The sequence below is a fragment of the Streptomyces sp. SM11 genome, from assembly GCF_002910905.1.
GTDB lineage: Bacteria > Actinomycetota > Actinomycetes > Streptomycetales > Streptomycetaceae > Streptomyces.
This window is the reverse complement of record NZ_NEUE01000028.1, coordinates 1-15,742: the sequence shown is the minus strand read 5'-3', so window position 1 is coordinate 15,742 and position 15,742 is coordinate 1. Positions and strand designations below refer to the sequence as shown.

The window sequence follows — 15,742 nt, the reverse complement described above, 5'->3', positions numbered from 1 at the left end:
GCGCCGGTGCGGGCGCCGCTGCCGCAGCTGCCGCCCGCGCCCGCGCTGCCGCCGGAGGCGGTGGCCGAGGAGCTGGTGCAGGCGTTCGGTCCGCAGGGCATTCTGCGGTTCGATCAGCGGGCGGTGTCCCGTCAGGGGGTGCCCGAGGTTGTCGCGCACACCTTGGTGTGGGCGGGGCTGCCCGCCGATTTCGGGCCGTTCTTCTGGGCGCAGCCGGGGCAGCCGGTGGTGCCGACGCTGGCCGAGCTGGCGGCGCAGCGTCAGGTGCAGCCCGCGCCGGACGCGGGGTCGTATCTGGTGATGGGTACGGACTTCGGCCGGGCGCTCTGTGTTCAGTACGGGACGGCGAACATCGTGGCCGTTCCGGTGGAGGCGGGGCCCGGCGGGCAGTCGGTGCCGCCGCAGTTCGTGAACACGGGGCTGCCGGAGTTCGTGCGGTCGATGGCGTTGCTGGGCCGGATGTGGCGGTTGAGGTTCGGGCTGAACCCGGAGCAGGCGGGTCGCTGGACCGTCGACTTCCAGGCTCAGCTGGTGGCGCTGGACCCGGCGGCGCTGGCGTCGCCGGAGAGCTGGTGGTCGGTGCTGCTGGAGCAGATGTGGGATGGCCTGCTCTGACGCGTACGCTCGGCCGACCACGGCCGGGAAGCGTTGTACGAGGCACCCGGTCCGGGACGGATCGGGTGCCTCGTGGCGTACCGGGCGTGTGACGCCGGTCGCTTTCCGTCCTGAAAGCGCCTGATCGATTCCGACTTCCAGTCCCAATTGCCGCATCCTTGGCGTATCGCGGGGAGACCTGTGTGCGTCCGCGTGTCCGTAGGTCGTAGAGGGGCTTCAGGTTATGAGTGCTGGACCGGTGTCCGCGTTCGACGTCGTCGGCGTGCGGGGGCGTGGTTACCGCCCGGAGCAGGTTGACCGGGCGATGGCGGCCCGGACGGCCGAGCGGGACACGGCGCTCGCGGAGGCCGTGCGGCTGGAGCGGCTGGCGCGGGAGCTGGCGGCGGAGGCGGTCCGGCTGGCGGAGACGGCGGCGGCACTGCCCGAGCAGGACTACGCGGAGCTGGGGGAGCGGGCCCAGCGGATTCTGGGGCTGGCGCAGGAGCAGGCCGAGTCGCTGCGGGCGGACGCGGAGGCGGCCGGCCAGGAGCTGGCGGACGCGGCCGAAGCGGCGGGCCGGGCTGCCGGGGACGCGGCGCGGGAGACGGCGGACGAGGTACGGGCCGGGGCCGTGGCGGCGGCGGAGGAGCGGGTCGCCGAGGCGGTCCGGGCGGCGGAGGGCGTGCTGGCCGCGGCCCGCGCGGAGGCCGAGGAGGTGCGAGGGACGGCCGAGGCCGCGATGGCGCAGACCCGTGACCGTACGGCGAGTGTGCTGGCCCACCAGGAGCAGGAGCACGCGGAGCGGCACAAGGCGGCAGAGGCTGATATCGCGGCGGCGGAAGCGGAGTTGGAGGCACGCCATGCGGAGCTGACCGGGCGGGCCGAGGCGCGGCTCGCGGAGGCGGCCCGGGATCTCGCCGCCACGCAGGAGGCGGCCCGCCACGGTCAGGAGGACGCGGAGGCCCGGGCGGCCGAGATCCTCTCGGAGGCCCGGGTGCGCGAGGAGCGGATCGTCCGGGAGACGGAGCGGGTGCTGCGGGAGCACGAGGAGGGCCGCGAGGAGGTCCAGGCGCACATGGCGCATGTGCGCAGCTCGCTGGCGGCGCTGACGGGGCGGGCGGCGGAGGACGCGGAGGGCTGAGGGCCGCTGCGGCCCCTCGGACCTCCGCAAGCGGTCTGGTCTATCGCTGTGGAATTGGCCCGGGATCCCGAGCCGTTCGGTGCCTACGGTGGTGCCAGTTCCGCCGGGCGCACGCCCGGCGGAAGAGTCGGCCCCCTGGTGGTGGCCCCTGTGCCGAGGAGTTCCGCATGCTGCGAAGCCGTATCGGAGGACCCGCCGGTCCCCTTGCCAGTGCCCTGTCCCTGGGCACGCTGCCCTTCGGCACGACGGTCGACGAGAAGACGTCCTTCGCCATCCTGGACCGGTTCGTGGAGGCGGGCGGCAACCTCCTCGACACCGCCGACAACTACGCGTTCTGGGCGCCCGGCGGGACCGGGGACGAGAGCGAGGCCACCATCGGCCGGTGGCTGGCGGCCCGGGGCCCGGAGCTGCGTGACCGGGTGCTGATCTCCACCAAGACGGGCGCGCGCCCCACGGTTCCCGGTACCGGTCTGGAGACGGCCGAGGGGCTGTCCGGGGCCGCCATCCGCAAGGCGGCGGAGGACAGCCTGCGACGCCTCGGTACGGACCGGATCGACGTGTACTGGTCCCATATCGAGGACCGGACCGTGCCGTTGGAGGAGACGGTCGAGGCGTTCGACGCGCTGGTCGGGGCGGGGAAGGCGGTGGTGCTCGGCTGCTCGAACCACGCCACCTGGCTGACCGAGCGGGCCCGTGCGACGGCCCGCGCCGGTGGGATGACCCCGTACACGTGCGTCCAGCAGCGCTGCTCCTACCTCCAGCCGCGCTTCGACCTGGGACTGCCGGAGACCGGCCACGTGCACGTCACGCGGGAGCTGCTCGACTATGTGCGGGGTGAGGCGGACATGACGCTGATGGTGTACTCGTCGCTGATCTCGGGCGCCTACACGCGGCCGGACAAGCCGCTGCCGGAGGCGTACGACCACCCGGGCAGCGTGCGGCGCCTCGCGGTGCTCGGCGAGGTGGCCGACGAGCTGGGGGCGAGCGTGAACCAGGTGGTGCTGGCCTGGCTGATGGCCGGTGACCCGCCGGTGGTCCCGATCGTGGGGGCGAGTTCGGTGGCGCAACTGGACGAGATTCTGGGGGCGGTGGATCTTGAGCTGCCGGGGGAGCTGAAGGACCGCCTGGACGCGGCGGCGCTCACCCCTGCCGCCTGACGGAGTTGGTCAGTGGCCGTGTTCTCCGGCCCGTACGCGTTCGATGGCGCGGGCGAGGCGCTGAACGGCGCCCGGTACCGCCTGGTCGGTGAGGTTTCCGTAGCCGACGACGAGCGTCGACGTGGCCGGCGTGTCCGCGGTGGCCTCGGCCGCGCGGTAGTCGTCCAGGCTCGCCAGGCGCACGTCCGCTCGTGCCGCCTCTTCCACCACCGCACCCGCCGGGCAGTCCTCCAGCGGGAGCAGCAGGTGGAATCCGGCCGCCGCTCCGCCGACGGCCTGTCCGGGCAGCCGGGCCGCGAGTTCGCACAGGAGGTGGTCGCGTCGGCGTTTATAGCGCAGGCGCGAGGCCCGCAGGTGGCGGTCGTAGGAGCCGGAGGACACGAAGCGGGTGAAGGCGTCCTGGCCGATGACCGGCGGCGGGGTGCCTCCGGTGTCCTTCGTGGTCAGGGCGGCGGTCCACCGTTCGGGAGCGGCGATCCAGCCCAGCCGCACGGCGGGGGAGAGCGTCTTGCTCAGCGAACCGAGCAGGGCGACATGCTCCGGCGCCACACCCTGCAAGGCGCCCACGGGGTGGCGGTCGTAGCGGAACTCGGCGTCGTAGTCGTCCTCCATGACCAGGCCGTCCACCTCCCGGGCCCAGTCGGCCGGCTCCGCGCGGCGGGCGGGGGCGAGGACGACGCCGGTGGGGAACTGGTGCGCCGGGGCGACGATCACGGCCCGGACGTCTGGCGCCTCGCGCAGCACGTCGACGCGCAGTCCGTGCTCGTCCACCGGTATCGCCGCGGGAGTCAGCCCCGCCGCGGCCACGGTGAGGCGCAGTTGCGTCCAGCCGGGGTCCTCGACCGCTACGTGGGTGTGCCCGGCGGCCCGTAGGCTCCGGCACAGCCGCATGACCGCATCCAACGTTCTGGCGCAGACGACGAGTTGTCCGGGATCCACCCGGGCTCCGCGTCCGCGCGCGAGGTAGGAGGCGAGCTGTCGGCGCAGCCGTGGCAGCCCCGCCGCGTCGGGGTAGCCCAGTTCGTCCCAGGTCAGCTCGGTGGTGGCCGCGCGTACCCTGTCGGCCCAGCGCTTGCGCGGGAACGCCCGCAGATCGGGGACTCCCGGCAGCAGGTCGAACCGCGGTGTCCAGCGGTCCCCGCCCTCCCGCGCCCCACCGCGTACGGCGTCGGTGCCCGCATGGGCCCGTACGCGTGTGGCCGAGCCGCTGCGGGCCTCGAAGTAGCCCTCGGCGACGAGTTGGGCGTACGCCTCGGTCACCACCCACCGCGAGCACCGCAGATCCGCCGCGAGGACCCGGCTCGCGGGGAGGGTGCTGCCCGCGGCGAGGCGTCCGCTGGCGACGGCGGTGCGCAGCGCCCGGGTCAGGCGCGTGTGCAGCGGCCCTCCGGCGGAGGACTCCAGCTCCAGGAAGGTCCCCCACGCGGGCCCGGTCCGCTCACGATCGGTCGTCATGTCTGGTCGAGTGGGCGGGCGTGCGGGGCTATTCCGCGGCTACGGCGTCGATGAAGGCGGTCCAAGCGGTGGCCGGGAGGACGAGGGCGGGGCCGTGGGGGTTCTTGCTGTCACGGACGGGGACGACGCCGGGGAATCCGTCCGCCACCTCCACGCAGTCGCCGCCCTCCTGGTTGCTGTAGCTGCTCTTGCGCCAGGCGGCGGCGGTCAGATCGGGACGGGACACGGCTTCCACGGTAATCGGCCTCCAGCACGGATCGGATCAGGTCGAGCGACATCAGCGGCGGCAGCGCCATCGCCCTGAGGTGATCGTAAGCCAGAACGAACCGTTCGACCTCGTCCGGTTCCTCGGTCAACTGGCCGTGGTGTGCACCCTCCGTGTAGGCCACCTCGGTGCCGTCCGGCATGACCAGCACGGTGAGGGAGCCGCCCAACGCGCCGTGCTCGCCCTGGTCGAACGGCAGCACCTGGACCGTGATGTTGGGCTCCTCCGCCATCCTCAGCAGCTCCTCCAACTGGCCGCGCATCACGGTGGATCCGCCGACCGGACGTCGGAGCACGGCCTCGTCGAGGATGATCCACAACTCCGGCCGGTCCGGGCCGGTGAGCCGGACCTGGCGGTCGAGCCGGGCCGCGAGGCGTTCCTCCAGGTGCTCGGCGTCCCGCAGGGAGTGGCCCACGCTCAGCAACGCCCGTGCGTAGTCAGGGGTTTGCAGCAGACCGGGCACAGCGTGGGAGGCGTACTGGCGGATCACGGCCGCGCGGGCGGAGTATGCGATGAACGCCTGCGACCAGTCCGGAAACGCCTCCCGGTACACGTACGGCCAGAGGTCGATCAGCAGGTCGTCCGCCACCAGCTCCTTGTCCAGGGCTCGGGTCGCGCGCTCGATCTGGGCGATGCGGCTGCCGACCACATGCGTCAGCGTGCCCACGTCGGTCTGGGTGAGTCCGGCCGCCGTGCGGAGCTCGCGCACGCGCGACCCGAAGAGGGCAGCCATGGAGGACTGCGGGTCCTACTCACCGCCGGTGCCCTTCCGGCTGTGTCGCTCGGCATTATCCCGACCACGGCGCACCGCGAGCAGTGGCCGCGCGAGACGTTCCACCTCTACGACAACTCCCTCGTCTCCGTCGAGCTGGTCTCGGCCCGGGTCCGCATTACCCAGCCCAGCGAGATCGCCTTGTACGCGAGAGCGTTCGAGGAGCTGCGGCAGACTGCGGTGCATGGCGCAGCAGCGCGGGCCCTGGTGGTGAAGGCCATCGACTCCCTCGGCCTCGGCTGACCCCGGGCATGACCCCCACCGGCGAACTTCCCTTCCAGCGGCCGTCGCAACATTCGCAGCTCAGGGGATGCAGTGGGGGAGCGATTGGGCGGGACCACCCCCGCACGCGCGGGGACCACTTCCCAACCCCCCTTCTTCTACCTACCGGTTACAGAAAGCGCTCGAACCCCGGGTCCCGTATCCCGACGCCCGAGTCCCGGCACCCGAGCTTCGGGCCGGAGCCCCACGCGCGTACCCCCGGAAGAGTGAACCGACCGCCCCGAAGCCCGAAGCCCGAAGTCCGAAGCCCGGGACCCGAGCTTCGGGGGATGACTACGTGTTGCGGGGATGCGTCGTGGGGCGGAGCCGTACACCAGACCGGGCGGAAGCCTGCCCTGCCTGCCGGAAGGACGGGTCTTCCACCGCACGATCAGTCGGCCGCCGGGCACCCTGAGCACTTCGACGAGCCGGGCCTGTACCCCGACGTACGTGACTGCCTCGCGGCCTTGCGCGCGGGCAGCGTATTGGCAGGCCGCGTCTACTGGCTAGGAGGGGGTGTCCTGCCGGTCGGCCGCCCCTGCGCTCTCCGGGGCCGCAGCGGTCTCGGTGATGACCGGGAAACGGCGCGGGGCGAGGGTGATCAGGGCGAGCAGGGCCAGGGCCGCGGCTCCAGCGGCCCCGATGTAGACGTGGTCCACGGCCGCGTCGACCGCCCGGCGCAGGTAGTCCGTCGCCGCCGCGGAGAGGGCGCCCGGGTCGTCGAGGGCGCGGGTCACCGCGTCCAGGTCGTCGGGGAGGCCGGTCACCGGGGCGTCCAGGAGGCGGGCGGCCAGGACGCTGTTGGCGACGGCCCCGAAGAGCGCCGCGCCGATGCTCTGGCCGACCTGGCGGCAGAAGAGGACGGATGCCGTCGTCGTACCGCGCTCCGCCCAGCCGACCGTCGACTGGACGCCCACGATCAGGGGGAGTTGGAAGAGGCCGAGGGCCGCGCCGAGCAGGAGCATGAGGAGGGCCGGGTGCCAGGGCTCGCCGGGATAGGGGAGGAAGGGGAAGGCCAGCAGGATCAGCAGGGCGGCGCTCATGCCGATGATCGCGGTGAGCCGGAACCCGATACGGTTGTAGACCCGGTCGGACAGGGCCGCCGAGACGGGCCAGCTCAGCGTCATCACGGAGAGCACGAACCCGGCGGCTATCGGGCCGAGTCCCAGCACCGACTGGGCGTACGTGGGCAGGAAGACGGTCGGCGCGATCATCAGCAGGCCCATCGCGCCGAGCGCCAGGTTGACCGAGGCGATGGTGCGCCGCCGCCAGACCCAGCCCGGGATGATCGGCTCCGCCGCCCGCCGTTCGACGACGACGGTGAGCGCGGCCAGTACCGCGCTCGCCCCGAACAGGACGAGCGAGGGCGCCGAGAGCCAGGGCCAGGCGACGCCGCCCTGCACGAGCGCAGTGAGCAGCAGGGTGCCGGTGGCGAAGACGGTGAGCGCGCCCGCCCAGTCGACGCGGGGCCGGGCGGCGGGGCGGGGGCGGGCGGGTTCGTGGAGGTGGCGGACGACCAGCCAGAGGGCGACGGCCCCGACCGGGAGGTTGATCAGGAAGATCCACCGCCAGTCGGCGTACCCGGCGAGCAGCCCGCCGGCCACCGGACCGGCGACCGAGGCGGTGGCCCACACCGTGGACAACTTCGCCTGGATGCGCGGGCGTTCCCTGAGCGGGTAGAGGTCGGCCGCGATGGTCTGGACCGTGCCCTGGAGCGCGCCGCCGCCCAGGCCCTGGACGACCCGGAAGGCGATGAGCGCGGCCATGTTCCAGGCGGCGGCGCAGAGGACGGACCCGATCAGGAACAGGACGATCCCGGCTATCAGGACCGGCTTGCGGCCGAAGGTGTCGGAGAGCTTCCCGTACAGGGGGAGCGTGACGGTGACGGCCAGCAGATAGCCGGAGAAGAGCCAGGAGAAGACGGTGAACCCGCCGAGGTCGCCGACGATCTGGGGGACGGCGGTGGACACGATGGTGCCGTCGATGGCGGCCAGTGCCATGCCGAGCATGAGGGCCGCCACGACGGGGCGACGGCCCCGGGGGGTGGTGAGGGCGGGCGGTGCGCTCGTGCCGTCCGGGCCGGGGTCCGCGCCGGAGCCCGTACCCGCGGCCGTGCCCGGGCGGCTGTCGCCCGAGCCTGTACCGGTCCCCGTGCCCGCGTCCGTGTCGCCCGTGCCTGTGCCCGCGTCCGTGTCGCCCGTGCCCGTGTCGCTCCTGCTGTCCGTCCCGCCCACCAGGTTTCCTTCCCTATGCACGTATCTCCCGGGGCACTGTCTCATCCGGGGGCGCCGGACGGGGAGGGCCCAGGGGATTGGCACGGCGAACGGCACACGGAACGGCACCGGGAACGGCAGGACGACGGCGGGGCTCCGGCGAATCCCTTCGCTCCGGTTCGCCGGCTGCCCCGGCCGCCGTCCCGCTGGGCGAGCAGTGCCCCTGACCTCGCCTCCGCCCGGGGGACGAGTCCCCTAGGGGGTGCCCCCTCATTGTGGCCAGGGCCCGTTCCTCCGGGCGGAGGACGTGGCGGCAGGGGGCGTTTCCTTAACCTTTTCCTACGTCGCTGCTACGGCGTACCGCAGGGGGGCCGGTGGGGAAAACCCCACCCCAAGACTGCGCTGGGCACCATCGCACCGGGCACCGTCCTGAACCCAGAATCAGACCGTACCCAATGGCGTCCAGCCATCGACCGACATAGGAGAAATACCGTGACAACGGCTGTGACCATTCCCAGGCACGGGGGCACTGGAGGGCGTACGGCCGTCGCGGCGCGAGCGCGGCAGGTCGTGAAGGCGTACGGCACCGGCGAGACCCGGGTCGTCGCGCTCGACCATGTCGACGTGGACATCGCCCGCGGGCAGTTCACGGCGATCATGGGCCCGTCCGGCTCCGGCAAGTCGACCCTGATGCACTGCCTGGCCGGGCTGGACACGGTGACATCGGGCGAGATCCACCTCGACGAGACCGAGATCACCAAGCTGAAGGACAAGAAGATCACCCAGCTCCGGCGCGACCGGATCGGGTTCATCTTCCAGGCGTTCAACCTGCTCCCGACGCTCAACGCGATCGAGAACATCACGCTGCCGATGGACATCGCGGGCCGCAAGCCCGACGCCGCCTGGCTCCAGCAGGTCGTGGAGACCGTCGGGCTCGCCGAGCGCCTCAAGCACCGCCCGACCCAGCTCTCCGGCGGTCAGCAGCAGCGTGTCGCCGTCGCCCGGGCGCTCGCCGCCCGGCCGGAGATCATCTTCGGTGACGAGCCCACCGGGAACCTGGACTCCCGCGCCGGGGCCGAAGTCCTGTCCTTCCTCCGCAAGTCGGTCGACGAGCTGGGGCAGACCATCGTCATGGTCACCCACGACCCCGTCGCCGCCTCCTACGCGGACCGGGTGCTGTATCTCGCCGACGGTTCCATCGTCGACGAGATGCACAACCCGACCGCGGACCAGGTCCTCGACCGCATGAAGCACTTCGACGCACGTGGGCGGACGTCATGACTGTCTGGAAGACCTCGATGCGCAACTTCTTCGCGCACAAGGGCCGGATGGCCCTCTCCGCGGTGGCGGTACTGCTGTCCGTCGCGTTCGTCTGCGGCACGCTCGTCTTCACCGACACGATGAACACCACCTTCGACAAGCTTTTTGCCGTGACCTCGCCCGACGTCTCCGTCAGCCCGAAGGACGCCGGCGAGAACGACGAGCAGCCCGACAACGGTGTGCCCGTCTCCCTGCCCGCCTCCGTCATCCAGCAGGTCGAGAAGGCCGACGGGGTGAAGCGCGCCGAGGGCGCCGTCTTCTCCATGGCGGTCACCGTCGTCAACAGCGAGAACAAGAACCTGGGATCCCAGACCGGAGCCCCGACCATCGCGGGCAACTGGACCGAGAACGACCTGCGTTCCATGGAGATCACCTCCGGACACGCGCCCCGCGGACCCACCGACGTGATGATCGACGCCGACACGGCGAAGAAGCACAAGCTGAAGATCGGTGACGAGCTGCGCACCATCGCCGCCACCGGCGACATGAAGGCGAAGATCAGTGGCATAGCCTCCTTCACCGTCACCAACCCGGGCGCGGCGGTCGTCTACCTCGACACTGCCACCGCCCAGAAGCAGCTCCTCGGCGCCCCCGACGTCTTCACCCAGATCTCGGTCACCGCGGAGAGCGGTGTCAGCGACATCCAGCTGAAGAAGAACGTGGCCGCGGCCCTCGACGGCTCGACCGCGTACAAGCTCCAGACCCAGCAGGAGGCCGCCGAGGCCAACAAGGACTCCATGGGCGCCTTCCTGGACGTCATGAAGTACGCGATGCTCGGCTTCGCCGGAATCGCCTTCCTCGTCGGCATCTTCCTCATCGTCAACACCTTCTCGATGCTGGTCGCCCAGCGGACCCGCGAGATCGGCCTGATGCGGGCCATCGGCTCCAGCCGCAAGCAGGTCAACCGGTCCGTGCTGCTGGAGGCGGTGCTCCTCGGCATCGTCGGCTCCGCCCTCGGCGTCGCCGCCGGCGTCGGCCTCGCCGTCGGGCTGATGAAGCTGATGGGCGCCGTGGGCATGGAGCTGTCCACCAGGGACCTCACCGTCGCCTGGACGACCCCGGTGCTCGGTCTCGCGCTCGGCGTCGTCGTCACCGTCCTCGCCGCGTACGTCCCGGCCCGCCGGGCCGGCAAGGTCTCCCCGATGGCCGCGCTGCGCGACGCCGGGACCCCCGCCGACGGCCGGTCCGGCTGGATCAGGGCCGGTATCGGCCTGGTCCTCACGGCAGCCGGAGGTGCGGCCCTGTGGGCGACGACCCAGGCGGACAAGGCCACCGAAGGCTCGATGTTCCTCGCCCTCGGCGTGCTGCTGACCCTGATCGGCTTCATCGTGATCGGCCCGCTCCTGGCCGGTGTGGTGGTGCGGGCCCTGAGCATCGTCGTCCTGCGGCTCTTCGGCCCGGTCGGCCGGCTGGCCGAGCGCAACGCCCTGCGCAACCCCCGGCGTACGGGAGCGACCGGCGCGGCCCTGATGATCGGGCTCGCCCTGGTGGCCTGCCTGTCCGTCGTCGGGTCCTCCATGGTGGCCTCGGCCACCGAGGAGCTCGACAAGTCGGTCGGCGCGGACTTCATCGTCCAGGACAGCGGCACCGGCCGCCCGATCGTGCCCCAGGCCGCCGACGCCGTGCGCGACGTCCCCGGTCTGGCGCACATGACCGACTACACCTTCGTCAAGGCCAAGGTCACCGCCCCGAACGGGAAGACGGAGGACGAGGGGATCGCCGCCGCCGACCCGACCTACCAGCAGGACGTCCGCCGCGCGGTCATCTCCGGTGACCTCGCCAAGGCGTACGACAAGGACGCCATGTCCGTCGGGGAGGAGTACGCCGAGCGGCACGGGGTGAAGGTCGGCGACACGATCACCGTCGCCTTCAAGGCGGGGGAGACCGCGAAGCTCAAGGTCGCGGCCATCACCTCCGACGACACCAACATCGACATCGGCGCGATGTACACCAACATCACGACGGCGGCGTCCTACGTCCCGGCCGACCGGATGCCGCAGAACGTGGTGATGTTCGCCAAGGCCGAGGAGGGCAAGGAGAAGGAGGCGTACGCGGCCCTCAAGAGCGCCATGGCCGAGTACCCGGTCTACCAGGTGCAGAACCAGGCCGACTTCAAGGAACAGCTGAAGGACCAGATCGGCCAGTTGCTGAACATCGTCTACGGTCTGCTCGCCCTCGCGATCATCGTCGCGGTGCTCGGTGTGGTGAACACCCTCGCCCTGTCCGTGGTCGAGCGGACCCGCGAGATCGGCCTGATGCGTGCCATCGGGCTCTCCCGCCGCCAGCTGCGCCGCATGATCCGGCTGGAGTCCGTGGTCATCGCCCTCTTCGGGGCGCTGCTCGGACTCGGACTCGGGATGGGCTGGGGCACCGCGGCCCAGAAGCTGCTGGCGCTGGAGGGACTCGAAGTCCTGGATATCCCGTGGCCGACGATCCTCACGGTCTTCGCCTGCTCGGCTCTCGTCGGACTGTTCGCCGCTCTCGTCCCGGCCTTCCGGGCGGGCCGGATGAACGTCCTCAACGCCATCGCGACGGACGGGTGATCGTAGCCCGCCCGCCCAGCGACGGTGACCCTCCGGGCGTCACCGCAGGATGACCGGCAGGCCCCGGGGCGTTCCTCCAGACGCCCCGGGGCCGAACCGGTTCCCAGCCCCCGGTTCCCCGGCCCGCCGGTCACGGCGGGCCGTGTCAGCTTGCTGCACACGGCGGCGGACCCCGGTGCAGCAAGCTGACACCGCGGCCTCTCTCGTGGCGCGTTCCGCACTGGCATCGTCGTGTGTGCCGGGACGAACCCCCGGCTCCGACGCCACCGTCGAAGGGGAACACGTGTCCAGGTCTTCGCTCGCGCAGAAGAAGCGCCGCCCGGCCAGAACCGCCGCCCTCGTCACCGGGATCGCCCTCGCCGCCCTCACCCTCTCGGGCGGCGGCGCATCGGCCGCCACTCCGGCGGGCCCCCCGCCCGCCGCCGACCACGTCGCCCGGCTGATCTGTACTGAGCTGGCGGGCGTCATCGGCCAACTGCCCCCGGAATCCGCACCCGTCCGGGTGTGCAAGCTGGTCAACGGCTGGGACTAGAGGTGTTGAGCCCAGCAGGACCGGTCCGGCCGGGAGGGCCTGGGGGACCGGATGGTCCTTCCCCGGGGCCGTCGACCGTGATGAGGTTCCGGCTTCTGGGCCCGCTGGCCCTCGCGGACGGACCCGACACGGTCGTCCTCCAGCCCTCCAAGCCCGCGAACCTGCTCGCCGCGCTTCTCCTGCACGCCAACTCCACGGTCTCCGCCGAGTACCTGCAGCGCGCGGTGTGGGGCGAGGAGCAGCCCGCCACCGCCAGGGCCGCCCTCCAGACCTGCGTCCTGCGGCTCCGCCGGCTGTTCGCCAAGCACGGGGTCACCGGCACCTCCATCGAGGCGGTGCCCGGCGGCTACCGGATCACCGCCGCCCCGTCCACCCTGGACCTCCTCGGCTTCCGCGAACAGGTGCGCCGGGCCGCCGGTCTGGACCGGGACCCGGACGCGGAGCTCTGCGCGCTCAGGGACGCCCTCTCGCTCTGGCAGGGCTCGCTGCTCGCCAACGTACGGTCCGACGTCCTGCACCGCGACGAGGTGCCCCGGCTCGCGGAGGAGCGGCTGCGCGCGGTCGAGCGGGTCTGCGACCTGCTGCTGGGACTCGGGCGCTGCGGTGAGGCGCTCGTCGACCTGTGGACCGCTACGCGCGTATATCCGGGGCACGAACGCTTCCACGAGCAGCTCATCGAGGCCCTCTACCGCACCGGACGCCAGTCCCAGGCGCTCGCCGAGTACCGCAGGGTCAAGGGCTTCCTGCTGGAGGAGCTGGGCGTGGACCCGTCGCCCTCCCTGCGCCGCCTGGAGCTGTCCATCCTGCGCGGCGAGGACCTGGGCTCCGCCGGTCCCGCGGCCCCCCGCGTCATCCGGGGCGAGACCGTCCTCCTGTCGGCCGCCGACCCGGCCGCCGACCTGGCTGCCCCGTCCGCCGCCCCGGTTGCCGCCGCGGCCTTCGCCCCGTCCGCCGCACCCGGCATCGGGCCCGTTCCCGCCGTACCGCACTTCACCGGGCGCGCCGCCGAGGCCGCCGCCATGGCCGCCCGCCTCACCGCGCCACCGGCACCCGGCCCCGAGGACCACCGGCCCCTCACCGTCCTGGTCTCCGGCGCCCCCGGCATCGGCAAGTCGGCGCTCGCCCAGCACGTCGCCCGGCTCGTCCGGGACGCCTTCCCCGCCGGGCAGCTGCTCGTCCGGATGACCCGTACGGACGGCGAACCCCGCACGGTCGACGAGGTCGCGGCCGAAGTGGCCGCCGCGCTCGGGGAGCCGGGCGCGGGACGGGCCCTGCTGATCCTGGACGACGTCGTCGACGCCGACCAGGTACGCCCGCTGCTCGCGCCGGCCGGGCCGGAGCTCGCCGCCGTGGTCACCAGCCGGATGGGGCTCGGCGGGCTCATCGCCACCCACGGCGGCTGGGTGCAGCGGCTGACCGCCTTCACCGAGGCCGAGTCGCACGCCCTGCTGCTGGCCGCCCTGGGCGCCGAGCGGGTGGAGGCCGAACCCCGCGCCGCCCATCGGCTCGCCGCCGTGTGCGGCCACTTCCCCGCCGCCCTGCGCATCCTCACCGCCCGGCTGCTGACCCGGCCGGGGCTGCGGCTGGCCGACGCCGTCGACTGGCTGGGCGGGGACCCGCTCGCCCGGCTCACCCTGACCGACTCCCCGGACCACTCGGTCACCGGCCTCTTCGACCGGGCGCTCGGCAGGCTCGACCCCCGGCTGTCGGAGGCCTTCGCCCGCCTCGCCCAGGGCCCGCCGGAGCTGCTCGCCGACCGGGGCCCCGAGGACGAGGGACCCGTTCCCGAAGCCGTACGGGAGCAACTCGCCGACGCCGGACTGCTGGAGGACGGCCCACCGGGCCCGTACCGCATCCACGACCTGCTCCGCGCCCACGTACGAAGAACCGCCCGGATCCGCGACCGCCGCACAGAGAAGGTGTGATCCCCATGGCCGAGAGCGCCGCACCCACCACAGACAACGCACCGGCCACGCCTGTCACACCGGCCACGCCCGTCGCACCGGCCACGCCCGCGTCGCCTCCTGCGACGACCGCGTTCGACGCGATCGCCGGCACCCGGCCGCGTATCCGCCGCGACGTGCTGTTCACCGAGACCCCCGGCGGGGTGCTGTTCCACAACGCCGACGGCGGCTTCCACCTCACCGGCCGCACCGCCTACCGCTTCGCCTCCCTCGTCGTCCCGCACCTCACCGGGCAGCACCGGCTCGCCGAACTGTGCGCCGGATTCGGGCCCGCGCAGCGGGCGATGGCCGCCGAACTGGTCAAGACCCTGTACGCGCGCGGCTTCGCCCGCGACATCCCCGAGGCCGACCCCGCCCGGGACAACCTCGACGAGGAGAGCGCCGAGCGGTTCGCCGCGCAGATTGCCTACGTCGACCACTACACCGACGACGCCCCCGCCCGCTTCGCCCGCTACCGCGCCACCCGCGTCGCCGTCCTCGGCGACGACGAGACGGCCCGCTGGTGCGCGCTGAGTCTGGTGCGCAACGGCTGCGCGGGCATCGGCACCGTCACGGCCCCGGACGACGTCGCGGCCGAGGCCACCGCCAACGGGGCGCGCGTCGAGGCGCTCACCGCCGGGACGGACGCGGGCTGGGCCGACCTGGACGGCTACGACGTCGTCGTGGTCACCGGCGCGGGGGCCGGGGCGCGGACCCACCGGCTGCTGGCCGCCGGGGTGCCCGAGGGGGTGACCCTCATCCCCGCCTGGCTGTTCGGCCGCCGCCTGATCGTCGGCCCGCTCGCCACCGCCGGCTCCACCGGCTGCTGGTCCTGCGCCCTGCTGCGGCTGGGCGGCAACGTCGACCCCGGTGCCGCGGCCGAGCTGTGGAGCGAGGCGGCCGGGGCCGTACCGGCCGGCGGGGACGCCCTGTCCGGGCCGGTCGCCGCGATGGTCGGCAACCTCGTCGGCTACGAGATCTTCCGCCTGACCACCGGTGCGCTGCCCGCCGAGACCGCCGGCCAGGTCCTCGTCCAGGACCTGGAGTCGCTGGACGTGATGGCCGAACCGGTCCAGCCCCACCCCCGGTGCGTGAGCTGCGCCGCTCCGGCCGTCGAAGGAGGCCCGGGGGCCGCCGGCGGACCCGCCGCGCTTCCCGGCCCGCTCACGCTGCCCGTCACCGCGACCGTGGAGACCGCCCGAGACGCGGAGACCCTGGTCGAGGAGCTCAACCGGATCAGCACCGCGCTGGTCCGCCCGTACACCGGGGTCTTCCGCCGTTACGACGACGAGGAGCTGACCCAGACCCCGTTGAAGCTCAGCCGGGTCGAGGTCGCGCTCGGGGGCGGGGCGCGCCGCCGGATCGCCGCGTTCGACGTGCACCACCTGGCCGGGGCGCGGACCCGGGCGCTGTACGCGGCGGCCGAGGCGTACGTGGAGCACGTGGTCCCCCTGGCGGGCGTCGGGGCCGGTGGCCGGGACGGCGGTGCGCAGGCGCTGCGGACGTTCGGGCCCGACGCCCTGACGACCGGTGGCGGCACCGGGGC

12 protein-coding genes and 1 pseudogene are annotated in these 15,742 nt (G+C 73.0%); 9 read left to right on the top strand and 4 right to left on the bottom strand.

The window, feature by feature from the left end:
• From B9S58_RS01845 to B9S58_RS01835, 3 genes are all read left to right on the top strand, one after another.
• On the top strand, window positions 1-615 hold a 615-nt coding region (locus B9S58_RS01845; RefSeq protein ID WP_181009146.1), incomplete at its 5' end, for an SUKH-4 family immunity protein.
• 223 nt (window positions 616-838) lie between these two features.
• Window positions 839-1,735, top strand: coding sequence for a cellulose-binding protein (locus B9S58_RS01840; protein WP_103530400.1), 897 nt, complete (start codon window positions 839-841; stop codon window positions 1,733-1,735).
• A gap of 167 nt (window positions 1,736-1,902) precedes the next feature.
• Entirely contained in the window at window positions 1,903-2,892 is a 990-nt protein-coding gene (locus B9S58_RS01835; RefSeq protein ID WP_103530399.1) for an aldo/keto reductase, read from the top strand.
• A 9-nt stretch (window positions 2,893-2,901) separates the two neighbouring features.
• On the opposite strand, the gene B9S58_RS01830 is transcribed toward B9S58_RS01835, so the two are convergent.
• Genes B9S58_RS01830 through B9S58_RS01820 form a run of 3 tightly spaced genes read right to left on the bottom strand, consistent with a single transcriptional unit; the run spans window position 2,902 to window position 5,345 of the window.
• Complete coding sequence (locus B9S58_RS01830; RefSeq protein ID WP_103530398.1) at window positions 2,902-4,347, bottom strand: PLP-dependent aminotransferase family protein; 1,446 nt, start codon at window positions 4,345-4,347, stop codon at window positions 2,902-2,904.
• 28 nt (window positions 4,348-4,375) lie between these two features.
• Entirely contained in the window at window positions 4,376-4,495 is a 120-nt protein-coding gene (locus B9S58_RS38620; RefSeq protein WP_258044145.1) for a DUF397 domain-containing protein, read from the bottom strand.
• Window positions 4,458-5,345: a helix-turn-helix transcriptional regulator gene (locus B9S58_RS01820; RefSeq protein WP_103530402.1), complete on the bottom strand. Its 888-nt coding sequence runs from the start codon at window positions 5,343-5,345 to the stop codon at window positions 4,458-4,460. The genes B9S58_RS38620 and B9S58_RS01820 overlap by 38 nt, the downstream gene beginning before the upstream one ends.
• 6 nt (window positions 5,346-5,351) lie before the next feature.
• On the opposite strand from B9S58_RS01820, the pseudogene B9S58_RS01815 reads away from it, so the two are divergent.
• Window positions 5,352-5,627, top strand: a pseudogene (locus B9S58_RS01815) (Scr1 family TA system antitoxin-like transcriptional regulator); the annotation flags it as partial.
• 524 nt (window positions 5,628-6,151) lie between these two features.
• Here B9S58_RS01815 and B9S58_RS01810 read toward each other — a convergent pair.
• Window positions 6,152-7,924 (bottom strand): MFS transporter, encoded by a 1,773-nt coding sequence (locus B9S58_RS01810; RefSeq protein ID WP_374935647.1) that lies wholly within the window; start codon window positions 7,922-7,924, stop codon window positions 6,152-6,154.
• Window positions 7,925-8,350: 426 nt separating this feature from the next.
• Between B9S58_RS01810 and B9S58_RS01805 the strand changes: the two genes are divergently transcribed.
• The 5 genes from B9S58_RS01805 to B9S58_RS01785 form a co-directional block, all read left to right on the top strand.
• Window positions 8,351-9,139 carry an ABC transporter ATP-binding protein gene (locus B9S58_RS01805; RefSeq protein ID WP_103530396.1) on the top strand — a complete coding sequence of 263 codons (789 nt, stop codon included), beginning with the start codon at window positions 8,351-8,353 and terminating at the stop codon, window positions 9,137-9,139.
• Complete coding sequence (locus tag B9S58_RS01800; RefSeq protein ID WP_103530395.1) at window positions 9,136-11,721, top strand: ABC transporter permease; 2,586 nt, start codon at window positions 9,136-9,138, stop codon at window positions 11,719-11,721. Before B9S58_RS01805 ends, B9S58_RS01800 begins: the two co-directional genes overlap by 4 nt.
• A gap of 283 nt (window positions 11,722-12,004) precedes the next feature.
• Window positions 12,005-12,253 (top strand): hypothetical protein, encoded by a 249-nt coding sequence (locus B9S58_RS01795; RefSeq protein ID WP_103530394.1) that lies wholly within the window; start codon window positions 12,005-12,007, stop codon window positions 12,251-12,253.
• Between the two features lie 80 nt (window positions 12,254-12,333).
• On the top strand, window positions 12,334-14,178 hold the full coding sequence (locus tag B9S58_RS01790) for an AfsR/SARP family transcriptional regulator (protein ID WP_103530393.1): 1,845 nt from the start codon (window positions 12,334-12,336) through the stop codon (window positions 14,176-14,178).
• Between the two features lie 5 nt (window positions 14,179-14,183).
• Window positions 14,184-15,742: TOMM precursor leader peptide-binding protein (locus tag B9S58_RS01785; protein WP_103530392.1), on the top strand; the 1,559-nt coding region annotated here is incomplete at its 3' end.